Source organism: Bacillus sp. M5A3_1b, from assembly GCF_053345335.1.
Genome location: NZ_JBKEZY010000002.1, coordinates 365,580 through 385,423 on the forward strand (window position 1 = coordinate 365,580; position 19,844 = coordinate 385,423).

General features: G+C 35.3%; 25 protein-coding genes. 13 read left to right on the top strand and 12 right to left on the bottom strand.

The window, feature by feature from the left end; genetic code table 11:
- Positions 1 to 38: 38 nt before the first annotated feature.
- Positions 39 to 506, bottom strand: a complete 468-nt coding sequence (ytfJ, locus tag ACLBWW_RS08080; RefSeq protein ID WP_053078521.1) for a GerW family sporulation protein — start codon at positions 504 to 506, stop codon at positions 39 to 41.
- A 202-nt stretch (positions 507 to 708) separates the two neighbouring features.
- On the opposite strand from ytfJ, the gene ACLBWW_RS08085 reads away from it, so the two are divergent.
- Entirely contained in the window at positions 709 to 1,101 is a 393-nt protein-coding gene (locus ACLBWW_RS08085; protein ID WP_116442972.1) for an imidazole glycerol phosphate synthase, read from the top strand.
- 33 nt (positions 1,102 to 1,134) lie between these two features.
- Here ACLBWW_RS08085 and ACLBWW_RS08090 read toward each other — a convergent pair whose 3' ends face one another.
- The gene (locus ACLBWW_RS08090; protein ID WP_048544950.1) at positions 1,135 to 2,478 is read right to left on the bottom strand and encodes a TrkH family potassium uptake protein; all 1,344 of its coding nucleotides are present in this window, start codon (positions 2,476 to 2,478) and stop codon (positions 1,135 to 1,137) included.
- A gap of 996 nt (positions 2,479 to 3,474) precedes the next feature.
- Between ACLBWW_RS08090 and ACLBWW_RS08095 the strand changes: the two genes are divergently transcribed.
- On the top strand, positions 3,475 to 4,710 hold the full coding sequence (locus ACLBWW_RS08095) for a dicarboxylate/amino acid:cation symporter (RefSeq protein ID WP_000814822.1): 1,236 nt from the start codon (positions 3,475 to 3,477) through the stop codon (positions 4,708 to 4,710).
- Between the two features lie 22 nt (positions 4,711 to 4,732).
- On the opposite strand, the gene ACLBWW_RS08100 is transcribed toward ACLBWW_RS08095, so the two are convergent.
- Positions 4,733 to 4,888, bottom strand: coding sequence for a hypothetical protein (locus tag ACLBWW_RS08100; RefSeq protein ID WP_000184933.1), 156 nt, complete (start codon positions 4,886 to 4,888; stop codon positions 4,733 to 4,735).
- 136 nt (positions 4,889 to 5,024) lie between these two features.
- Positions 5,025 to 5,444, bottom strand: a complete 420-nt coding sequence (locus ACLBWW_RS08105) for a MarR family winged helix-turn-helix transcriptional regulator (RefSeq protein ID WP_000081442.1) — start codon at positions 5,442 to 5,444, stop codon at positions 5,025 to 5,027.
- Between the two features lie 162 nt (positions 5,445 to 5,606).
- On the opposite strand from ACLBWW_RS08105, the gene ACLBWW_RS08110 reads away from it, so the two are divergent.
- Positions 5,607 to 6,038 carry a regulatory YrvL family protein gene (locus tag ACLBWW_RS08110; protein ID WP_046958205.1) on the top strand — a complete coding sequence of 144 codons (432 nt, stop codon included), beginning with the start codon at positions 5,607 to 5,609 and terminating at the stop codon, positions 6,036 to 6,038.
- A gap of 33 nt (positions 6,039 to 6,071) precedes the next feature.
- On the top strand, positions 6,072 to 6,659 hold the full coding sequence (locus tag ACLBWW_RS08115; protein ID WP_095205720.1) for a thioredoxin family protein: 588 nt from the start codon (positions 6,072 to 6,074) through the stop codon (positions 6,657 to 6,659).
- A 29-nt stretch (positions 6,660 to 6,688) separates the two neighbouring features.
- On the opposite strand, the gene uppP is transcribed toward ACLBWW_RS08115, so the two are convergent.
- The gene (gene uppP / locus ACLBWW_RS08120; RefSeq protein WP_000796251.1) at positions 6,689 to 7,483 is read right to left on the bottom strand and encodes a bacitracin resistance undecaprenyl-diphosphatase; all 795 of its coding nucleotides are present in this window, start codon (positions 7,481 to 7,483) and stop codon (positions 6,689 to 6,691) included.
- Between the two features lie 182 nt (positions 7,484 to 7,665).
- Between uppP and ACLBWW_RS08125 the strand changes: the two genes are divergently transcribed.
- The 3 genes from ACLBWW_RS08125 (at position 7,666) to ACLBWW_RS08135 (ending at position 9,441) form a co-directional block, all read left to right on the top strand.
- A complete protein-coding gene (locus ACLBWW_RS08125) occupies positions 7,666 to 9,030 on the top strand; it encodes an MATE family efflux transporter (RefSeq protein WP_048544954.1) in 1,365 nt (454 codons plus the stop codon).
- Positions 9,031 to 9,099: 69 nt separating this feature from the next.
- Entirely contained in the window at positions 9,100 to 9,273 is a 174-nt protein-coding gene (locus tag ACLBWW_RS08130) for a hypothetical protein (RefSeq protein ID WP_000343557.1), read from the top strand.
- An 18-nt stretch (positions 9,274 to 9,291) separates the two neighbouring features.
- Positions 9,292 to 9,441 (top strand): hypothetical protein, encoded by a 150-nt coding sequence (locus ACLBWW_RS08135; RefSeq protein ID WP_447613980.1) that lies wholly within the window; start codon positions 9,292 to 9,294, stop codon positions 9,439 to 9,441.
- A 63-nt stretch (positions 9,442 to 9,504) separates the two neighbouring features.
- Here the strand turns inward: ACLBWW_RS08135 and ACLBWW_RS08140 are convergent, their stop codons facing one another.
- Positions 9,505 to 10,023 carry a biotin transporter BioY gene (locus ACLBWW_RS08140; protein ID WP_098221443.1) on the bottom strand — a complete coding sequence of 173 codons (519 nt, stop codon included), beginning with the start codon at positions 10,021 to 10,023 and terminating at the stop codon, positions 9,505 to 9,507.
- An 83-nt stretch (positions 10,024 to 10,106) separates the two neighbouring features.
- On the opposite strand from ACLBWW_RS08140, the gene ACLBWW_RS08145 reads away from it, so the two are divergent.
- The gene (locus tag ACLBWW_RS08145) at positions 10,107 to 11,015 is read left to right on the top strand and encodes an aminoglycoside phosphotransferase family protein (protein ID WP_098221444.1); all 909 of its coding nucleotides are present in this window, start codon (positions 10,107 to 10,109) and stop codon (positions 11,013 to 11,015) included.
- On the opposite strand, the gene ACLBWW_RS08150 is transcribed toward ACLBWW_RS08145, so the two are convergent.
- The 5 genes from ACLBWW_RS08150 to ACLBWW_RS08170 all read right to left on the bottom strand — a co-directional run bounded on the left by ACLBWW_RS08150 (position 11,012) and on the right by ACLBWW_RS08170 (position 14,081).
- A complete protein-coding gene (locus ACLBWW_RS08150) occupies positions 11,012 to 11,173 on the bottom strand; it encodes a hypothetical protein (protein WP_046958209.1) in 162 nt (53 codons plus the stop codon). The two genes, ACLBWW_RS08145 and ACLBWW_RS08150, sit on opposite strands and share 4 nt — an antisense overlap.
- 98 nt (positions 11,174 to 11,271) lie before the next feature.
- The gene (locus tag ACLBWW_RS08155; protein WP_098078577.1) at positions 11,272 to 12,045 is read right to left on the bottom strand and encodes a hypothetical protein; all 774 of its coding nucleotides are present in this window, start codon (positions 12,043 to 12,045) and stop codon (positions 11,272 to 11,274) included.
- A 24-nt stretch (positions 12,046 to 12,069) separates the two neighbouring features.
- Positions 12,070 to 12,516, bottom strand: coding sequence for a flavodoxin (locus ACLBWW_RS08160; RefSeq protein WP_000041145.1), 447 nt, complete (start codon positions 12,514 to 12,516; stop codon positions 12,070 to 12,072).
- On the bottom strand, positions 12,509 to 12,685 hold the full coding sequence (locus ACLBWW_RS08165; protein ID WP_016088748.1) for a hypothetical protein: 177 nt from the start codon (positions 12,683 to 12,685) through the stop codon (positions 12,509 to 12,511). Before ACLBWW_RS08165 ends, ACLBWW_RS08160 begins: the two co-directional genes overlap by 8 nt.
- A 226-nt stretch (positions 12,686 to 12,911) precedes the next feature.
- Complete coding sequence (locus ACLBWW_RS08170; RefSeq protein ID WP_098078580.1) at positions 12,912 to 14,081, bottom strand: M20 metallopeptidase family protein; 1,170 nt, start codon at positions 14,079 to 14,081, stop codon at positions 12,912 to 12,914.
- Between the two features lie 328 nt (positions 14,082 to 14,409).
- Between ACLBWW_RS08170 and ACLBWW_RS08175 the strand changes: the two genes are divergently transcribed.
- From ACLBWW_RS08175 to dltD, 5 genes are all read left to right on the top strand, one after another.
- Positions 14,410 to 14,556: a teichoic acid D-Ala incorporation-associated protein DltX gene (locus ACLBWW_RS08175; RefSeq protein ID WP_000440293.1), complete on the top strand. Its 147-nt coding sequence runs from the start codon at positions 14,410 to 14,412 to the stop codon at positions 14,554 to 14,556.
- 12 nt (positions 14,557 to 14,568) lie between these two features.
- The gene (dltA, locus tag ACLBWW_RS08180) at positions 14,569 to 16,083 is read left to right on the top strand and encodes a D-alanine--poly(phosphoribitol) ligase subunit DltA (RefSeq protein WP_098641760.1); all 1,515 of its coding nucleotides are present in this window, start codon (positions 14,569 to 14,571) and stop codon (positions 16,081 to 16,083) included.
- Positions 16,080 to 17,246, top strand: coding sequence for a D-alanyl-lipoteichoic acid biosynthesis protein DltB (dltB, locus tag ACLBWW_RS08185; protein WP_144613754.1), 1,167 nt, complete (start codon positions 16,080 to 16,082; stop codon positions 17,244 to 17,246). Before dltA ends, dltB begins: the two co-directional genes overlap by 4 nt.
- A 68-nt stretch (positions 17,247 to 17,314) precedes the next feature.
- Entirely contained in the window at positions 17,315 to 17,554 is a 240-nt protein-coding gene (gene dltC, locus ACLBWW_RS08190; RefSeq protein ID WP_000807310.1) for a D-alanine--poly(phosphoribitol) ligase subunit DltC, read from the top strand.
- Positions 17,551 to 18,726: a D-alanyl-lipoteichoic acid biosynthesis protein DltD gene (gene dltD / locus ACLBWW_RS08195; RefSeq protein WP_048544965.1), complete on the top strand. Its 1,176-nt coding sequence runs from the start codon at positions 17,551 to 17,553 to the stop codon at positions 18,724 to 18,726. Before dltC ends, dltD begins: the two co-directional genes overlap by 4 nt.
- Positions 18,727 to 18,743: 17 nt before the next feature.
- Here the strand turns inward: dltD and ACLBWW_RS08200 are convergent, their stop codons facing one another.
- A complete protein-coding gene (locus ACLBWW_RS08200) occupies positions 18,744 to 19,838 on the bottom strand; it encodes an NAD(P)H-dependent flavin oxidoreductase (RefSeq protein WP_098221448.1) in 1,095 nt (364 codons plus the stop codon).
- Positions 19,839 to 19,844: the final 6 nt, after the last annotated feature.

Below are 19,844 nucleotides of genomic sequence, written 5' to 3' on the forward strand. Positions count from 1 at the left end.
CTTTTTCTAATATATCATAATTCCTAAAAAATGCAAGTTCACTTTTGGCGACCATTTACAAATTTATCTACAGTGCTTGGTACCGTATTTAAAGCCTTTTCAATTAAATGTGTACTACTATTGAGGTGTAATACTTGCACACCGTTCGAACCGACTACTAAAAAAGCAACTGGGCTAATAGAAACCCCAGCCCCGCTTCCGCCTCCAAATGGATGGCTTTGCTTCTTCTCTTTATGCTGCCCTTGTCCGTTATTATGCTTTTCGGAAATAAAATCACCTTTAAAGTCACTTCCGCCGGCACCAAAACCAAAAGCCACTTGAGATACTGTTAATACTACATTTCCATCAGCTGTTGAAACTGGACTTCCGACAATCGTATTTACATCTACCATCTCTTTTAAATTTGTCATTGCTGTTTTCATTAAATCTTCAATTGGATGTTCCATTATGTATTGCACCCTTTCCTCATTATTCTTTTTTATACTTTCCAAAATAGAGGAAGTCATACTAACTTTTCCTATTTCAAAAAAACAATTTTACTCTTCTAAGTGGAATTACGCCTTGTACTCGTTCGGATAAAGTGAAACTTTAATCAGCAGGGCTTTGTTCATCCCCCATTGATTATTAGCCATCAGCAATCAGATGTTTACGGGCTACAATAGCGGGATAAAAAAGAAAAAGAGATGCATACTACTATTGAACCTTGTTATGAAAGGAGTCATGACTTTGACTGAGAAATTTGATGAGTATAAAAAAAGAGATAGAATAGATAGTGATTATAGTGACTATAAAGAAGAATATGCAGCTGAGGTTGCACCACAGCACATTGATTATGATTACGATGAGAAAGATAATAAAGATGATGTAAGATCGTCCGCCGCTGGATCAACTGCTGGCTTTATCGCTCTTGCCTTATCTATCTTGTCACTCTTTACCTTCCCAACATTATTTGGTCTTGTTTCTGTATTACTAGGAATTTACGCTTATAATCGCGGAGCTACTGTAACTGGTGGTATCGCTGCGATTGTCGGCGGAATTGCAGCACTCATTGCAATTTTATTCCGAGTAGCACTTGTCGGATTATTGTTCTCCCTTTTTTAAAAAGAAAAAGGTATCTCGCTTATGCGGGATACCTTATCCTGTAAATACATCTTCCCATGGATATTTAATTTTTTGTTTTGCTGGTCGCGCTAAAGAAAAAACAAGTGTTAACGGTCCAATTAATCCACAAAACATAACAAACATAATAATACATTTTCCAAACGCTGATAACTTTGCAGTAATCCCCATCGTTAACCCTACTGTTCCAAACGCTGAAATTGTTTCAAATAGTAACTGAATAAAACTAAAGTTTTCTGTAAGCATTAATACAAATACTGCTGCAAAAATGAGTATTTGACTGGCAACAGCAATGGCTAACGCTCTCGTTACTGTTGACATTTTTATCGTGCGCTGAAATAAAACGATTTCCTCTTTTTTTCTAAAGAAAGAAAGGACGGATGTAACTAAAATAACAAACGTTGTTAATTTAATCCCTCCACCTGTCGATACACTTCCTGCACCAATAAACATTAAAACCATCGTAAATAATATAGATGATTCTTCCATCCCCCCGTAGTCAACTGTATTAAATCCAGCAGTACGAGGAGTAATACCTTGGAAAAAAGAAGCCCATAACTTTTCATTTAAAGGTAAATTCCCCAACGTCTTCACATTATTATATTCCAATACAAAAATCACAATCATCGCTATCACATTTAGCGCTACTGTTCCAACAATCATGATTTTGGAATGAAGCGATAATTTTCGAAAACTCCGGCTATACCATATATCAATTAATACAGTAAAACCGAGACCACCTATTACGATTAAAGAGCAGATCCCAATATTAATAATTGGATCTCCTACATACCTCGTTAAATTATCTGGCCATAGAGCAAATCCGGCATTATTATATGATGCGATCACGTGAAAAATACTATAGTATACACCTTTTCCAAAGCCAAACTCTGGAATAAAGCGAAATGATAAAAAGATAACTCCAATCAATTCAATACAAATTGAAAATATAAAGACACGTTTTACTAATTTTACAAGACCGCCTATATTTGTCTGATTAAATGCCTCTCCGATTAATAATCGATGGCGTAACCCGATTTTTTTACCTAATACCCAAACAATTAAAATGGCAATCGTCATAAGCCCTAAACCACCTGTTTGAATTAAAAACATAATAACAATCTCGCCAAACATCGTAAACGTACTTGCAGTATCTACTACTCCTAATCCGGTTACAGTTGCTGCTGACGTTGCCGTAAAGAAAGCATCTACCCAACTAATATGTACTTTCGTTGCGAATGGTAACTTTAATAACAAACCGCCAACCAGAATTAAGCAGAAAAAACCTAGTGCTAATATTTGTGGTGGATTTAATCGTATAAAACGATTATACAGCCCTTGTCTTTTTGTTACTTCCATGTTCACTAACTCCCTTTTCCCCTCATAACTAAAGGCTTATAAGAAACCTTACATAGCGGGATAAACCTTATATTCTTATAATATAGTTGAGCATAATCCTTTTTTTTAAAGATTTCAACTTTTATTTATACTCGAACTCCACTTCATTTTATGACAAGAAACTTTCTATTATATTTATTCGTACTCTACAACTCTCGTAACAATCATTTTATATGTATCATTTCTCAAATTCTCATACCTTTCACTCTATGTTCACATCAAGGTCACATCCAACTTTTATAGTATATATATCGAAGTTGTTCCTCCCTAATTTATAAGACATTCCCCAGTGTCTTGAACAACTTCCATCCCTAATTAAATTGACATAAATTGTCCCCTTCCTTAGGCCATCATTTGTGATGGTCTTATTTTTTTGTTTACTCTATTTTCTATTTAAAACTCCCTCTCTCTTTCACTCTATGTTCACATGGGGGTCACATCCAACTTTTATAGTATATGTATCGAAGTTGTTCCTCCCTAATTTATAAGACATTCCCCAGTGTCTTGAACAGCTTCCATCCCTAATTAAATTGACATAAATTGTCCCCTTCCTTAGGCCATCATTTGTGATGGTCTTATTTTTTTGTTTACTCTATTTTCTATTTAAAACTCCCTCTCTCTTTCACTCTATGTTCACATGGGGGTCACATCCAACTTTTATAGTATATGTATCGAAGCTGTTCCTCCCTAATTTATAAGACATTCCCCAGTGTCTTTGAATAGCTTCCATCCCTAATTAAATTGACATAAATTGTCCCCTTCCCTAGACCATCCTATGTGATGGTCTACTTTGTGTTCTAACTAGATTCCCCAACTTTTTTGCTTACTTTAGCAAAAGCAATCTATATTTAAATACATATTTTCATACAAAATATTCAGAAAATACTGTCAAAACAGGCGGTTTTTCTGTACAATTAATGTAGAAAGTAATTTCACAAAAATAAAGGGGGGGTTTTATTGAAACAAACAAAAGCAATCTTAATCGCATTATTTCTCGGTTTAGTCGTCGGACTCACTTTAAATTTAGCTGCACCATCCATTTTTGAACCATTAAATCAATATGTGTTCAATCCACTTGGTCAATTATTTATTCGCCTCATTAAAATGCTAGTTGTTCCTGTTGTATTCATTTCTATCGTGCTTGGATCTGCTGGGCTTGGAGACCCGAAACAACTTGGAAGAATCGGCTTAAAATCAATTTCATTCTTTCTTGTAACTACAGCCGTTGCCATCTCTATTGCAGTTACATTTGCACTGATTATACAACCAGGATCTGGCGGTAACTTTAAAACCGAAGGGCTTAAATATGAAGGGGCAAAAACCGAAACATCTTTCGTCGATACATTGCTAAATATCGTACCAGATAACCCAGCAAAAGCGATGGCTGATGGAAACATGTTACAAATTATTGCCTTTGCCGTATTAATCGGACTCGGTATAGCTATTTTAGGAAAACGAGTTCAAGGTATCCATTCATTACTTGAACAGGGCAACGAATTAATGATGTATCTTGTTAATCTCGTTATGAAATTAGCTCCAATCGGAACATTTGGATTGCTCGCTTCATCCGTTGGTAAAATGGGTCTTGCAGGCGTCGCTGCGATGTTCAAGTATATGATTGTCGTTATGCTAGTACTTATTATTCACGGCGTCTTCGTCTATGGCGGATTATTAAAGGTATTAGCAAAAGAAAGTATTGTCCGTTTCTTTAAACATTTCGGACCGGTAATGGCAATTGGGTTTAGTACATCTAGCTCTAATGCATCTCTTCCGTTTGCAATGAAAACAGCACAAGAAAAACTTGGCGTTCCAAAAGCGATAAGTTCTTTTGTACAACCACTAGGTGCAACAATTAATATGGATGGTACTGCCATTATGCAAGGTGTAGCAACTGTGTTTATCGCTCAAGTATACGGAGTTGAGCTTACTATGTCCCAATTAGCTGTCGTCGTATTAACTGCTGTACTAGCTAGTATCGGTACTGCTGGTGTACCAGGTGTTGGACTTGTAATGCTTACGATGGTTTTAAATCAAGTAAATCTACCCGTAGAAGGTATTGCCTTAATTATCGGTATTGATCGCATTTTAGATATGTCAAGAACAGCTGTAAATATTTCCGGTGATGCAATTTGCGCAATGATCGTCGCAAAATCAGAAGAAAAATATAATACGGATCAATCCGCAGCATCTTAAATCAAAAAAGGAGTGAATTATTTCACTCCTTTTTTGATTTACTTCCTTTTTTCGAACGATATTCTTTTCCTTTATTATCATTACCAGTCTCAAATTCAGTACTAAACTCTTGCTGAAATTGCCCTGATTTCGGTGAGCCTTGATTTCCGCTCCCTTTACTACCATTTCGATTTGTCATATGTCTGCCCCCTTCCTTTACTAGTAGTATGTTACATATTTTCTTTTTTATAATCTTTTACATACGAAAGAAGACCTTCCTCACATAGGGAAGGTCTTCTCCTTTATTACGTAAGCGTTTTCTTACTTGTAATGAATTAAATAAGTTTTTTAGAAATTGATATCATTATATTCATTTCTTCTTCTGAAAGCGCGGAGAATCTTTCTTGTAAATATTTCTTTTTCTCCCCTTCCATTTTCGCAACTAAATCTTTTCCTTGTTCTGTAATCTCCAAATATACAACTCTGCGATCTGACGTAGAACGTGAACGAGTTACAAAACCTTTATTAATTAATTTTTCTGTAACAGCTGTAATATGACTATTCGACACATTTAACTCATTGGCTACACGTGATACCATTTCTTTATTCGTACGATTCAATATTCTAAGGACAATGAACTCATTCCACGGTATGTAACCACCAAATATCTTTCCAATATCATTACGCAACGTGCGGAACATAGCAAAAACATTTGTCGATAGTTCTTCCATTAATTGCTCTCGATTTTGAGACAACTTTGACAGCCCCTTTTATTTCATTTAGTTAAATAAAAACCTTATTAATAATTTTACATGAAATCTTACTTTTTGTCACCTTATTTTCCCATAATTCGTAGTTTTTAAATAGATATTTCATGATACAATAAAGTTGGTTTTCCAGAAAAAGGGGATGAAATAGTGAGTGAAGAAGACAAATTTTCTAATCTCAATCTAAAAGATAAGACTTTGATTATTGGTTTTGTTATTCTGTTTCTCATTATAACTTTTGCATTTATATTCTTTGTATATGTAGGAATCTTTCATATTACAGGTATAGAGTATAGATCACGCACTGCTTTACTTCTATTTTTTCTATTAATCACTTTCTTAGACGGTATTACATTCTTTATCTTCGGCTTCCTCAAGGCGTTGCTATATCCAATGACAAAAAACATGCCAAATTGGCTGGCTATTACTCTTTTTGCAATCATTGAAATTACGCTAGATTGGTTCGTCATTCATACTGCCGATGATTGGATAGAGAGCGTACAACTGTCCAATCTTACTGAATTATGTGTCGTACTATTCTTTTTCCTATTAAATCAATTATTAAGTGACAAGAAAGAGTAAGAATACAAGCTTTTCTATATAAAAATTGGTACAATGACAACAAATCATACTAAAGAGGTGTTACTTATGAACTTACAACAATGGGCTGATAAAGGTATGTCCTTTGATACATATGTGAATGAAATGAAAGTCAATCAATACGAGCTACTACACATTTACAATAACTTTTTAATTCCAAATGAATTACTTCCTGTATTAGAAGAACGCCAAAATGATGGCTGGCGTGTTATCGTATTAACAGCTGATTGGTGTGGTGACGCTCTTTTATGCGTACCTGTTATGAAACGAATTTCTGAAGTTGCAAATATTGATATGAAATTATTAATTCGCGATGAAAACTTAGAATTAATGGATCAATATTTAACAAATGGAACAGCACGTGCCATTCCAATTTTTATTTTCATTGATAAAGATGGAAATGAACAAGCCGTTTGGGGACCACGCGCTCCGAAAGTACAAGAATTAGTAACTTCAATGCGCGCTACATTGCCTGAAAAAGAAGATCCTACATTCGAAGAGAAACAAAAAGAAATGTACGCTAATTTCCGTGCCACATTAGCGGATGATACTACTCTTTGGGAACATGTAATGGAAAGCATGATGGAAAAAGTAGTAAAATAAAAAAACTGCCGAACTCGGCAGTTTTTTTATTACATAATGAAGAAGAAATAGAATACCGCAGCTAAAATGAAACGGTAGTAAGCGAACGGTGTTAGTTTTACACGAGCTAATAATTTTAAGAATGAAACAATTGCAAGCATCGCAACAACGAATGCTGTAATGAATCCTGTTGCAAATAATGGGATATCAGCCGTACTTAATATATCCCAGCTTTTAATTAAATCTAAACCACTTGCAGCTACCATCATTGGTACTGCTAAAATGAATGTATATTCAGCCGCCGCTGTATGTGACACGCGAGCTAATAAACCACCACTTATTGTAGATCCAGAACGAGAAAATCCTGGCCAAAGCGCTAAACATTGGAACATTCCAATTGTAAATGCTTGCTTATATGTGATTTCATCTAATGTTCTTGCTGTACTTGGTTTCGAAAACTTTTCAGCAACAATCATTAAAATACCACCAGCCACTAAACTGATGACAACTGGGCCTGGCCCAAATAAAACTTCTTTAATCGCGCTATGGAACAATACGCCAAGTACGCCGGCAGGAATCATCCCGATAATAATATGTAATAAATTTAACGATGGTCCTTCTGTTACTTTCCCTATACCTACTAAAGACCATAGACGCTTCCAAAATATAACAACAACTGCTAAAATCGATCCCAATTGAATAACAACTTCGAAAACTTTCGCTCTCTCATCGTCAAATCCAAGTAAATGACCTGTTAAAATCATATGTCCTGTTGATGAAACTGGTAAAAACTCTGTTAAACCTTCAACAGCACCCATGATTATTCCAATTAACCAATCAGCCACGAGTAGTGCCTCCTTAATAACGAATATGTAATTTTTCACACCTTATCATAATACCTTATCCCCTTTTAAAGTGCATCTTTTTTTTATTGATTGTACATGTTGTATGCGCGTATTTCTTTTCTATTTTTTGATTAAATTGTATGATAGTAAGAGTTTGTTTTTTTTAGCGGAAAGGGGATTTTATGAAGGAAACTAATTCATTCTCACAAAAATTAAAGCAATTTGTATTACTATTTTTCCCGATTTTCGTAACGCAAATGTCATTATTTGCAATGAGTTTTTTCGATACGACAATGTCAGGGCACGCAAGTCCTATTGATTTAGCTGGTGTTGCTATCGGAACAAGTATATGGCTTCCCGTTAGTACCGGATTAACAGGAATTTTAATGGCTACTACTCCAATTGTTGCGCAGCTCGTTGGATCAAAGAAAAAAGAAGATGTTCCCCAAGTTGTCATACAAGCAGTATATTTAGCAATTTGTGCTAGTTTCGTGGTCATCCTTATCGGTTTCTTCGCTGTTTCACCTATTTTAAACGGCATGCGCCTGGAAGAACCTGTGGAACGTATTGCGGCACAATTTTTAAGTATTATTGCAATTGGAATTATCCCTTTATTTACTTACACTGTTTTGCGCGGGTTTATTGATGCATTAGGAAAAACTCGCACAACGATGATTATTACATTACTATCATTACCAATTAACGTAGTATTAAATTATGTATTAATTTTCGGTCATTTCGGTTTTCCAAAACTCGGTGGTGTTGGAGCGGCAATTGCTTCTGCAGCAACCTATTGGTGCATTTTAATTATTACCGTTATTATTATTCGTACGAAAGAGCCTTTCGCATCTTTCAATATATTTAAACAATTATATCGTCCTTCTCTTTCAAGTTGGACTGAATTCTTAAAACTTGGCGTCCCTATCGGATTTGCTATCTTTTTTGAAACGAGTATTTTTGCTGCGGTGACACTTATGATGAGTAATTTTAGTACGACAACAATCGCTGCTCATCAAGCAGCTATGAACTTCGCTTCCTTGTTATATATGACTCCTTTAAGTTTAGCAATGGCAATGACCATCGCTGTTGGATTTGAAGTTGGAGCAAAGCGATACAATAACGCAAAACAATATGGATTTATCGGGATTGGCTTAGCACTTGCATTCGCCCTATTATATTCAATTCTTCTCTACTTCTTTGATGATGCAATTGCTTCAATTTATACGACAGATATACAAGTTCATCATTTAGCAAAAGAATTTCTTATATTTGCGATTTTATTTCAAATTTCAGATGCAATTGCAACTCCTGTACAAGGGGCACTACGTGGTTATAAAGACGTAAATGTTTCCTTAATTATGACATTAATCGCTTACTGGGTAATAGGTCTCCCTCTCGGTTACATATTAGCGACGTATACTGACTGGGCAGCAAAAGGATATTGGATCGGTCTTATTATCGGTCTAGCATTTGGTGCCACTTTCCTTCTTGTCCGTCTCTTTCAAGTTCAAAGAAAATATACAACAGAAAACCGCCGCTCACGATAGAGGGCGGTTTTCTTTATGCATATTTTTTCTTTGAACGTATAACATAATGAAAAAGAAAGGTGGATACATATGGACGAAAAAGAAAAAAAGCAATCATTCGATGAAGAATTCGCCCCTGAAATTTCACCTGGATATCGACAAGATGTACATAAGCCACCTAAAAATAAAAACACTTCTTTTTTAATGGGTATTACCATTTTCGCTGCAGTACTACTTGTGCTTATCATTTTCGTTTACTTTTGATGGAAGGTGGTCATTAATATGAAGAAACAAAATTCCAATCGTTCGAAAAGAACTGTAAAAACAGAAAAAGGATATGCAGGTGATTCTGTTCTTACACAGAAACAAGTCGAGCAAGGAAATTTATATACTGCTCAAAAAGAACTTGGTCAACAAAATGAAAACCTTTAGAATCCCTCAAAGAACTGGGGGATTTTTTTATCCGCTATTTGTAGCACTGATTCATGTTTCACTTTATTGTACATACTGTTTTTGTTCTAACACCTTAAATATATTATTAACCTTTACAATTTTCATTTCATAATTCAATTTCATTTCGCTTCTCTTACCATTTTCAGTACCCGCAACGTACGCTACAGTTTGATAACGAAAACTTTCATCCGTCACTTCACGTATGTCCTCGTTTGTAAATTTATACTCTAAATCCCGAAACCGATTTGGATAATAATTTCCTATTAATTGTTCATACCCTCTATTTACAAATAGTTCTTCACCTTTTCGTTTCACATCTTCTTTATTACTAAGCTCAAACACTGATAATTGCTCTGTCCCAAAATGTTCTCCTACCTTTTTCATTTCATTATGAGTTAAAGTTTCTATATTTTTGTTCTTTAATTCATTATTTAATCCGTACTGATCAATCGGTTTAAAGCTAGCAAAAACCTCTTCTTTATATGACCAAAACAATCCAAAAGCGATACATAGAGAAATGAGGAATAGTCTTTTCTTCGTAATACTCCCGCCCTTCTTCATAATGATAGTTATATTTTAACATATAGAAAGAAAATTCTGATATCATGAAGTGGAATAACTTAACTTAGAAATGAGGAACAATTATGGACTCTTACAAACAGTATATAAAAGAAGCTTTGCCCAATCTTTCTATACATTCATATAAACAAAATGAAGAAGGATGGGATAATGTAGCGATTATCATAAATGATGAGCTACTGTTTCGTTTCCCTCGAAAACAGGAATATGCAATGCGAATTCCGTTAGAACAAGAACTATGCACACTCCTCTCTTGTTCACTACATGAAATTGAGGTTCCACAGTATCACCTATTATATAGAAATGATGCTGATGCGGTTCCACTTTGTAGTTACTATACACTCATTGATGGTGAACCATTAAAAACAGACATAGTAATCAAGCTTGAGGATAAAGAACTGAAAACTATTATTACACAATTAGCCACCTTCCTTGCAACCTTACATAGTATTCCTTTAAAACAAGGTACAACGTTAGGATTCCCTGTTGAAAAAACACTTACCTACTGGAAAGAGCTACAAACTAAGTTAAATCAGTATGTTACTAATAGTCTTACTTCGTTACAGCAATCATCTTTAAATCGTTTATTCGAAAATTTCTTTACTTTTCTCGATACAACCACTTTTCAAAATACAATTATTCACGCTGATTTTACACATCATCACATTTTATTTGATCACCAAAATAAAACCATTTCAGGTATTATCGATTTTGGTGATGCTCAAATTGGAGATCCCGCCTTTGATTTTGCTGGGCTATATTATGATTTCGGACATGAATTTACTACATCAGTATATGAACAATACAGTACGCTTATTTCACACCATGATCCATTACTCATTCATCGCATCACGACCTTTTATCAATACAGTCCTTTATTACATAATATGATTTATAACTTTGAAACAAAGAATGAACTTGAATTCCTAGAAGGTACTGAACAACTGAAAGTAATACTACAGGGCCGAGATTAAATTCTCTCCCGATATTCTCTCTCCTCATACATCATTAACTTTTTATCCATTTCAACAATAATTTGATACAGTTGAAACGCTTGTAAAATTTGCAGTTGAATTCCAAAAGGAGCATTCTGTTCTTTTAACCATTGAAATACTTTCGTTTCATCTTTCATTGATTATTCCTCCCTTTATTAAAATCTGCTACAAATATACGTTAAATGATGAAAAGCTTTTCATGTCAATAACAAAAAAGGATGCAAAATTGCATCCTTTAATGTACGATATTTTTCTTCTGCTTCGCTTCTTTCTTTACTTCTTCCCTTTGGCATTCACTACGAAACGCACAACTCATACACTCAGAACGAAAATGACGCTCTGTATAATGCTCAGGTTGTTGCAACATTTCTTTCATTCTAGATAAATCAGCCATGCCAGTTATAATATCTTCCTGTTTCGGAATGTACTCATACTTAGTTCCTTCTATTAAATTAATAACTTCAATTTTTCCTGGAAGAATACCGAAAGCTTTATAACTGAATACTGTCATTAACTTTTGACAAAGAGCAAGCATTTCCTCATCCGCATCGACAACATACTTTTTAATTACAAACGACTCAGTACTCCACTCACCAACTTCTAATGTCAATGACATGTGGACACCTAACTCTTCCATATATGTTTGAAATTTTTCATATAAAAATAACGGCGGTGTCTGACTATCATCTCTTTCAACAAACTGTAATAAATGATCCGTTAACTTCGCTAACACAATATAATACTCCGTCTTTGAAGCGAACATATTAATCCTTACTCTTTTCCAATACTTTTCTATTAATATTAAAAGTACGATTTTCGTTTGTTGGCCCGCAGGTAGTGTGTAATACTCGTTAATAATTCGATTCACAATCATTTGTGCAATTTGTTGCCATTCAAATGAAGAAGGTTCTCTTCTTTTTATATGACGAAAATAAAATTTATGCGGACAACGCATAAAATCATACAAATGATAATCTGTCATCGTTTTGATTGCGATTTTCTCGTGCACTTGCTCTCCATCTCCCTTCTGCCATTAAGAAAGGTGTTTTACAAATTCAGCTCCAAACTGTAAACATTTTTCTACATCTTCATCTTCTGGCGTTAATTCTACTTTTAGTCCTTCTAACACAACTGCAGCTCCGCGCTCTTGTAGCTTTTCTATTAAAATGTCAACCGCCACGCCGTATTTCGGATAAGCCGAATCACATGATCCGAAGACTGCTGCTTTTTTCCCATTTAAATCAATAGAATCCATTGCGTCATAAAAATCTAAGAAATCATCAGGAAGGTCACCATCTCCCCAAGTGTAAGCACCTAAAATAATTCCATCATACTGTTCTAGTATAGAAGCCTCTGGTGAATCCATAATATCGATCACTTCAATTTCATTTTCTGTTTCACGAATTGCACCCGCAATATGATCAGCCATTTCCTCTGTATTTCCACTCATACTTGCAAATATCATTACTAACTTACTCAACTGAATCTCTCCTTTTACCTTGTATCTCTTTTTCTGTTGGAAGTGTACTCTTCTCATCTACATATTCAGATCGAATTACATTTCGTTGCCATTCCATATGCTGATCAACATCTTTATTTTTATCTTTTAATCCCCTCCGCAGAAGGTGAAATTTTTTTCTCATTAACATGTCGCATCCATCCTATTGATAATAATTATCAATTTCAACTACCCTTAGATTAATTGACAGTGATTATCAATGTCAATAACTATTTTTAAAAAAATGATTAAAATGTACAAGCTTGTCCGTTAGCTATTCATATACTATAAATGAGCATAGTTCTTTCTCAGCCCTCTCTGACGGAAAGAAATAAAAGCAACTGCGATAGAGCGCAGTTGCCTTTTTTTATACTTTTTTACGATTTTAGCAATCTTATCGCTGTCTCTAGAAATAATCCCACTCCATAAATTAAAGCTGCTTCATCTACATCAAATTTTGGATGATGATGTGGATAACAAGTATCTATCTTTTCATTCCCGGTCCCCAATTTAATGAAGCAACCCGGTGCTTTTCTTAAATATGCTGAAAAATCTTCTCCTCCCATAGAAGGTTCAAGCTTCACAACACGCTCATTCCCAAACAAATGTAGTGCACTTTCTTCTACTACTTTCGTAATATATTCATCATTAATAACCGGATCATATCCATATCGATACGTATATGTATACTTCCCTCCATGTGCTTTTGTAATTCCTTTCACGATTTGCTCAATTTTCTCTTCTGCTTCTATTCTTAACGCTTGATTAAAAGAACGCACAGTTCCCATTAAAGTTGCTGTATTAGGAATAATATTATCAGCCATTCCCCCATGAAACTGCGTAACTGAAACAACTCTTTGCATGAAAGCACTTGTATTTCTTGATACGATATGTTGTAAATTTGTAATAATCTGTGCTCCGATAGCAATAGGATCTATCGTTTCTTCTGGCCTCGCCGCATGCCCTCCTTTCCCTTGAATTTCAACTGTAAATACGTCCGGTGCTGCCATCATCGGTCCATACGTAATTCCGATTTTCCCGCTCTCAAGTCCTGACATAACATGTAAACCTATTACATAATCAACACCATCCATCACGCCTGCCTCAACCATTTCTTGTCCCCCGCCAGGATACACCTCTTCTGCGTGCTGAAAGAAGAGACGAATCTCACCTACGAAATCTTCCTTTATATTTGATAGCACCTCTGCTGTACTTAACAAAATAGCTGCGTGAGCATCATGCCCACATGCATGCATCATTCCTTTATTCACAGACGTATAAGATTTCCTTGTCTCTTCTTGAATTGGTAAAGCATCTATATCAGCTCGAATCGCAACTACTTTCCCTTGTCCCGTCCCTCTTTTAATTGCTAGTACACTATACTTCGTCGGTCTCGTTACTTCAAAAGAAGAAAATGAACATAATGTATCATATATAAATTGTGAAGTTTCTTTTTCATGAAATGATAATTCCGGATATTTATGAAAATGCTGTCTCCACTTAATAATGTTTTCTTCTGAAATAAGATCCTTCCACATCCTCTTCATCAGAAATTCCTCCTCTTATGAAACTTTAACAATTCATATATTAACTATGAAAAACTCAAACAAATATTACATTTCTATACATTCTCCCAGACCACTTTTATACATTCACACAATCCACTTCCTATTTACATGTCAAACCCATTACAAATTCATGCTGAATGTAATATAATTGCTAAGTTAGGGATTTTCTTTTTTAGTATTTAGTGCTAATATCAGAAAAGAGCCTTTTGACTTATTTTTACCTAAAATGTGGAATTTTGTTTTTTTCACAATAATGTAGGACATGATACCTACAAAGAGCTATCATTTCATTAAGAGAGGGAAAGACATGGAAAGATTAAAAGAGATATGGTCTCGACCACTCACACAATGGGTTGCAAAGACGGTTTATTACCTTGCAATTTTATTTGCATTGCTTTGGTTGTATGGATTCCATGATACAAACACAAGTACATTTATTTACAACGAATTTTAGGGTGGGAACGTTATGAAGTTATTAGAACAAATTGAAAAGTGGGCTATTGAAACGCCTGATCAAACTGCTTTTGTTTGGCGAGATGCGAAAATTACGTACAAACAATTAAAGGAAGATTCTGATGCGTTAGCACATTGGATTTCTTCTGAGTATCCAGATGATCGTTCACCAATTATGGTGTATGGCCATATGCAACCTGAAATGATTATTAACTTTTTAGGATGTGTAAAAGCTGGACACGCTTATATTCCTGTAGATTTATCTATCCCAGCTGATCGTGTACAACGTATCGCTGAAAATTCTGGTGCGAAACTACTTTTATCAGAAACTGAAGTAACTGTAACTGATTTACCAGTTCGCATTGTAAGTGAAGACAACTTAAAAGATATTTTCTTTACTCATAAAGGGAACACTCCAAATCCTGAACATGCGGTAAAAGGTGATGAGAACTTCTACATTATTTACACATCAGGAAGCACAGGTAATCCGAAAGGGGTTCAGATTACTTATAACTGCCTTGTAAGCTTTACAAAATGGGCTGTAGAAGATTTCAACTTACAAACAGGACAAGTATTCTTAAACCAAGCACCTTTCTCATTCGATTTATCTGTCATGGATATTTACCCATCCTTAGTAACAGGTGGTACACTTTGGGCAATCGATAAAGATATGATTGCACGTCCAAAAGACTTGTTTGCTTCTTTAGAGCAATCGGATATACAAGTATGGACTTCAACACCATCTTTCGCAGAGATGTGTTTAATGGAAGCATCTTTCTCTGAGAGTATGCTACCGAACATGAAAACATTCTTATTCTGCGGTGAAGTGTTACCAAATGAAGTAGCTAGAAAATTAATTGAGCGTTTCCCGAAAGCGACAATTATGAATACGTACGGTCCAACAGAAGCTACTGTCGCTGTAACAGGTATTCACGTTACAGAAGAAGTGCTTGATCAATACAAATCACTTCCAGTTGGCTACTGTAAATCAGATTGCCGCCTTCTTATTATGAAAGAAGATGGCACCATTGCACCTGATGGTGAAAAAGGTGAAATCGTAATTGTCGGTCCAAGCGTAAGTGTTGGATATTTAGGAAGCCCTGAATTAACAGAAAAAGCATTTACTATGATTGACGGTGAGCGCGCCTATAAAACAGGCGATGCTGGCTATGTTGAAAATGGTCTTCTATTCTATAATGGTCGTCTTGATTTCCAAATTAAGCTGCATGGTTATCGAATGGAATTAGAAGAAATTGAGCATCACCTTCGTGCGTGTTCTTACGTAGAAGGAGCAGTTATCGTTCCAATTAAAAAAGGTGAGAAATACGATTATTTATTAGCGGTTGTTGTTCCTGGAGAACATTCATTTGAAAAAGAATTCAAATTAACATCTGCAATTAAAAAAGAACTCAATGAGCGGTTACCAAACTACATGATTCCACGTAAATTCATGTATCAATCTTCTATTCCAATGACACCAAATGGAAAGGTAGATCGCAAAAAATTATTGAGTGAGGTTACAGCATGACCGCATATGGATCATTTTATTTTTTCGCTATAGTGGGCATTTTATTAATACCTACTATCATAGCTGGATTAAAAGGTAAAATGTTGCGTAAATATAATGCCGTTTTAACATTAGTCATGATTGCTATTATCTTCTCGGATAAACCGAAGCAAGCGATTATGTTAGCCGCATTTATTATTTGGCAATATGCCCTAATTAAAGGCTATTTAATTTTAAGAAAACAAAATAATAGTACATTCATGTTTTGTATAGCTGTTATTTTATCGATTTTGCCACTTATTTTGGCAAAAATCGCACCATTTGTACCTGAATTACATTTTATTGTTTTCGCAGGTATGTCTTACGTAACATTTAGAGCTGTACAAATGGTCTTTGAAGTTCGTGATAATTTAATTAAAGAACTTTCCTTCTTTAATTTCTGGGAGTTTGTTTTATTCTTCCCTGCGATTTCAAGTGGACCTATTGATCGTTACCGTAGATTCCAAAAAGATATTCAAAAGCCACCTAGCGCTGAAGAATATCAAAAGTTACTATATACAGGGCTTAACCGTATTTTCCAAGGTTTTCTGTATAAGTTTATAATCGCGCACTTGATAACAACATACCTTGTTAAGGCAGTATTCGCCAATCAAGATACACTTTTATCTAATGTGATTTTTATGTACGCTACTAGCATGCAATTATTCTTTGACTTTGCAGGTTATAGTGCGTTCGTAATTGGTATCAGTTACATGATGGGAATTAAAACACCAGAAAACTTTAATAAGCCATTCCTTAGTCGTAACATTAAAGACTTCTGGAACCGCTGGCACATGAGTTTATCATTCTGGTTCCGTGATTTTATTTACATGCGTTTCGTCTTTTTTGCAACGAAGAAAAAGTTAATCAAGAACCGTTACACAATTTCGTATATCGGTGCCTTTTTAAACTTCTTCATTATGGGAATTTGGCACATCCAAGGAAGCGCCATTGCGCAGTATGTTATTTATGGTCTCTATCATGCCGCACTGTTTATTTTATTCGATATTTTCGAACGAAAAAACAAGAAGCATAAGTTTTGGCCAAACAATAAATTTACACACGTCCTTGCGATTGTAATTACGTTCCACGTTGTATGTTTCGGTTTCCTAATTTTCTCTGGACACCTTAACAGATACTTTTAATGCACCCTTCTTATACTAATAAGAAGTTGCACATATAATATATTTCGGATATAAAGGAGATTTTAAAAATGGCAGAATTCAAAGAGCAAGTATTAGATATTTTAGAAGAAGTATGTGAAAACGATATTGTGAAAGAAAACTTAGATGTTCAATTATTTGAAGAAGGTATTCTTGATTCTTTCGCTGTAGTATCTTTATTAGTTGAATTCCAAGAGCGTTTAGATATTGAAGTTTCTATTTCTGATTTTGACCGTGACGAGTGGGCTACACCAAACATGGTTATTAAGAAGTTGGAAGAAATCCGATGAACAAAGCAAAATTTGGTCCGATGCTTTTAGCATTGGCCCTTTTTGCTGTATTCTTACTTATTCCAACGCGCTTCCTACTTCCACTTTTAAGTGATGAAAAAGTAGAACAAGCTGCCACTTCTTTAAAAGAAGAAAAGATTCAAAGTATGATTTTACAGCAAAAGATGTTAGCAGACCCGAAATACCTTCCGATGTACGGTTCATCGGAATTCGCACGTATGGATGCTTTCCATCCATCAAATTATTTCAAAGTAAAACCTGAAGGGTTCACACCATTCCTTCTTGGACGCGGAGGAACACAAGACCTTGTACATGTGTTAAACTTTGCATCTACAATGGATCAATTGAAAGATAAGAAAATGGTATTTGTTCTTTCTCCTCAATGGTTTGTACCACAAGGTATTGATGAAACACACTTTGCACCTAACTTTTCAAAACAACAAGGCTATCACTTACTTTTCAATGATGACTTAAAGCCTGAAATGAAAAAGCAAATTGCAAAACGTTTATTAAACTTTGAGATCGTTAAGAAAGAAACTTTATTAAAAATTTCGCTTGAAGGTATCGTTTATGATGATACAAAGCATAAAGTAAAAGCACTTGCTGCTAAACCTTTCGCTTATATTTATCGTAACATTTTAGATCGTAAAGATTTATTTACAGCAATGTTTGATATTAAACCGCATAAAGAAAAACTTGACCCTTCATTAAAACAAATGAATTGGGAAGAAGCTCGTAAACATGCAGATCAAACTGGTGCAGTAGAATCAGGTTCTAACGAATACGGTATCGAAGATGATTACTTCAACAGCAAGATTAAGAAGAAGTTAAAGCAACGTGAAGGCTACTTAAAAAATGATGCTTATGATCAATCGCCAGAATATGAAGATTTACAAATTGTACTTGATTTATTAAAACAATCTGGTGCAAAACCACTCTTCATTTCTGTTCCTGTAAAAGGTCCTTGGTACGATTACGCTGGCTTCCCGAAAGAACGTCGCGAATTGTACTACAAAAAAGTTCATGAGCAAATTGAGAAAGCTGGCTATCCAATTGCCGACTTCTCAAATCATGAGTATGATAAATACTTCTTAAAAGATCATATGCACTTAGGTTGGAAAGGCTGGGTTTATATCGATGAAGCCATCCAACAATTTTATAAAGCAAACTAATGAAAAGACCGCTTGAATTATTCAAGTGGTCTTTTTCTATATATATTTTGCAATTGTTCGATTACGTTACCTGCTTCTTTCATCACTCGCTCCACTACATGCTGAGCTGATTCTATTCGTGCTAATGATGACGCTTGCCCTGCCCAAAGCGACATGTATTCTCCTTTATTATGTTTTGCTGCTTCTTGGCGTATTTTAGAAGTTAATACATTTTGCACTGGATACATCGGAAGCCCTTTTTCTTTCCCTTCATATCTCTCTATAAATTCATTACGAATACCCCGTGCATATTTCCCGGAAAACGCACGGGTCACAGTTGTACTCGTATCTGTACTATGTAAAACTGCTTTTTTATACACATCATGCGTAATACTTTCATCACTCGTTAAAAAGGCTGATCCCATTTGAACAGCTTCTGCCCCCAGTGTAAATGCCGCAACAAGCCCTTGCCCGTTCATTACACCCCCTGCTGCAACAATTGGTATATGCGGGACTGCTGCTACTAACTGCGGAATTAATGCGAACGTCCCAATCATAGCGTCCTGTTCTTTCCCAATAAATGTTCCTCTATGCCCTCCTGCCTCGCTACCTTGACCGACAATAATGTCTACTCCTAATTCAGCAAGCACCCTCGCCTCTCTCACATGAGTAGCTGTTCCGATGACTTTTATTCCTCTTCTTTTTAAGTCATCTATTTCTTCTTTTTCTAACGTTTGAAATGCAAAGCTAACGACTGGCACGTTTTCTTCTACTAACACTTGTAATTGTTCTTTATAGCTTCTCGGAAGCTTTATCGTCTCTTCTTCCTCTATACCGAATTCTTTATTTACTCCGCTAAGTAATCCCTTTGCCAAGGTTACCTTCTCTTCTTCTATTTGTATCTCTTTCGTTAACAGTAAATTAACACCGAAAGGCTTATCCGTTCGTTCTCTTATTTTATAAATTGCGTCACGAATTTGTTCAGGGCTCATATAGCCTGCTCCAAGCGTTCCTAATCCTCCGCTATTACTTACAGCTGCAACAAGCTCAGGCGTCGTAATCGCACCTGCCATACCTGCTTGAATGATTGGATACTTAATTTGTAATACATCTATTACGCGACTTGTAAACATCATTTC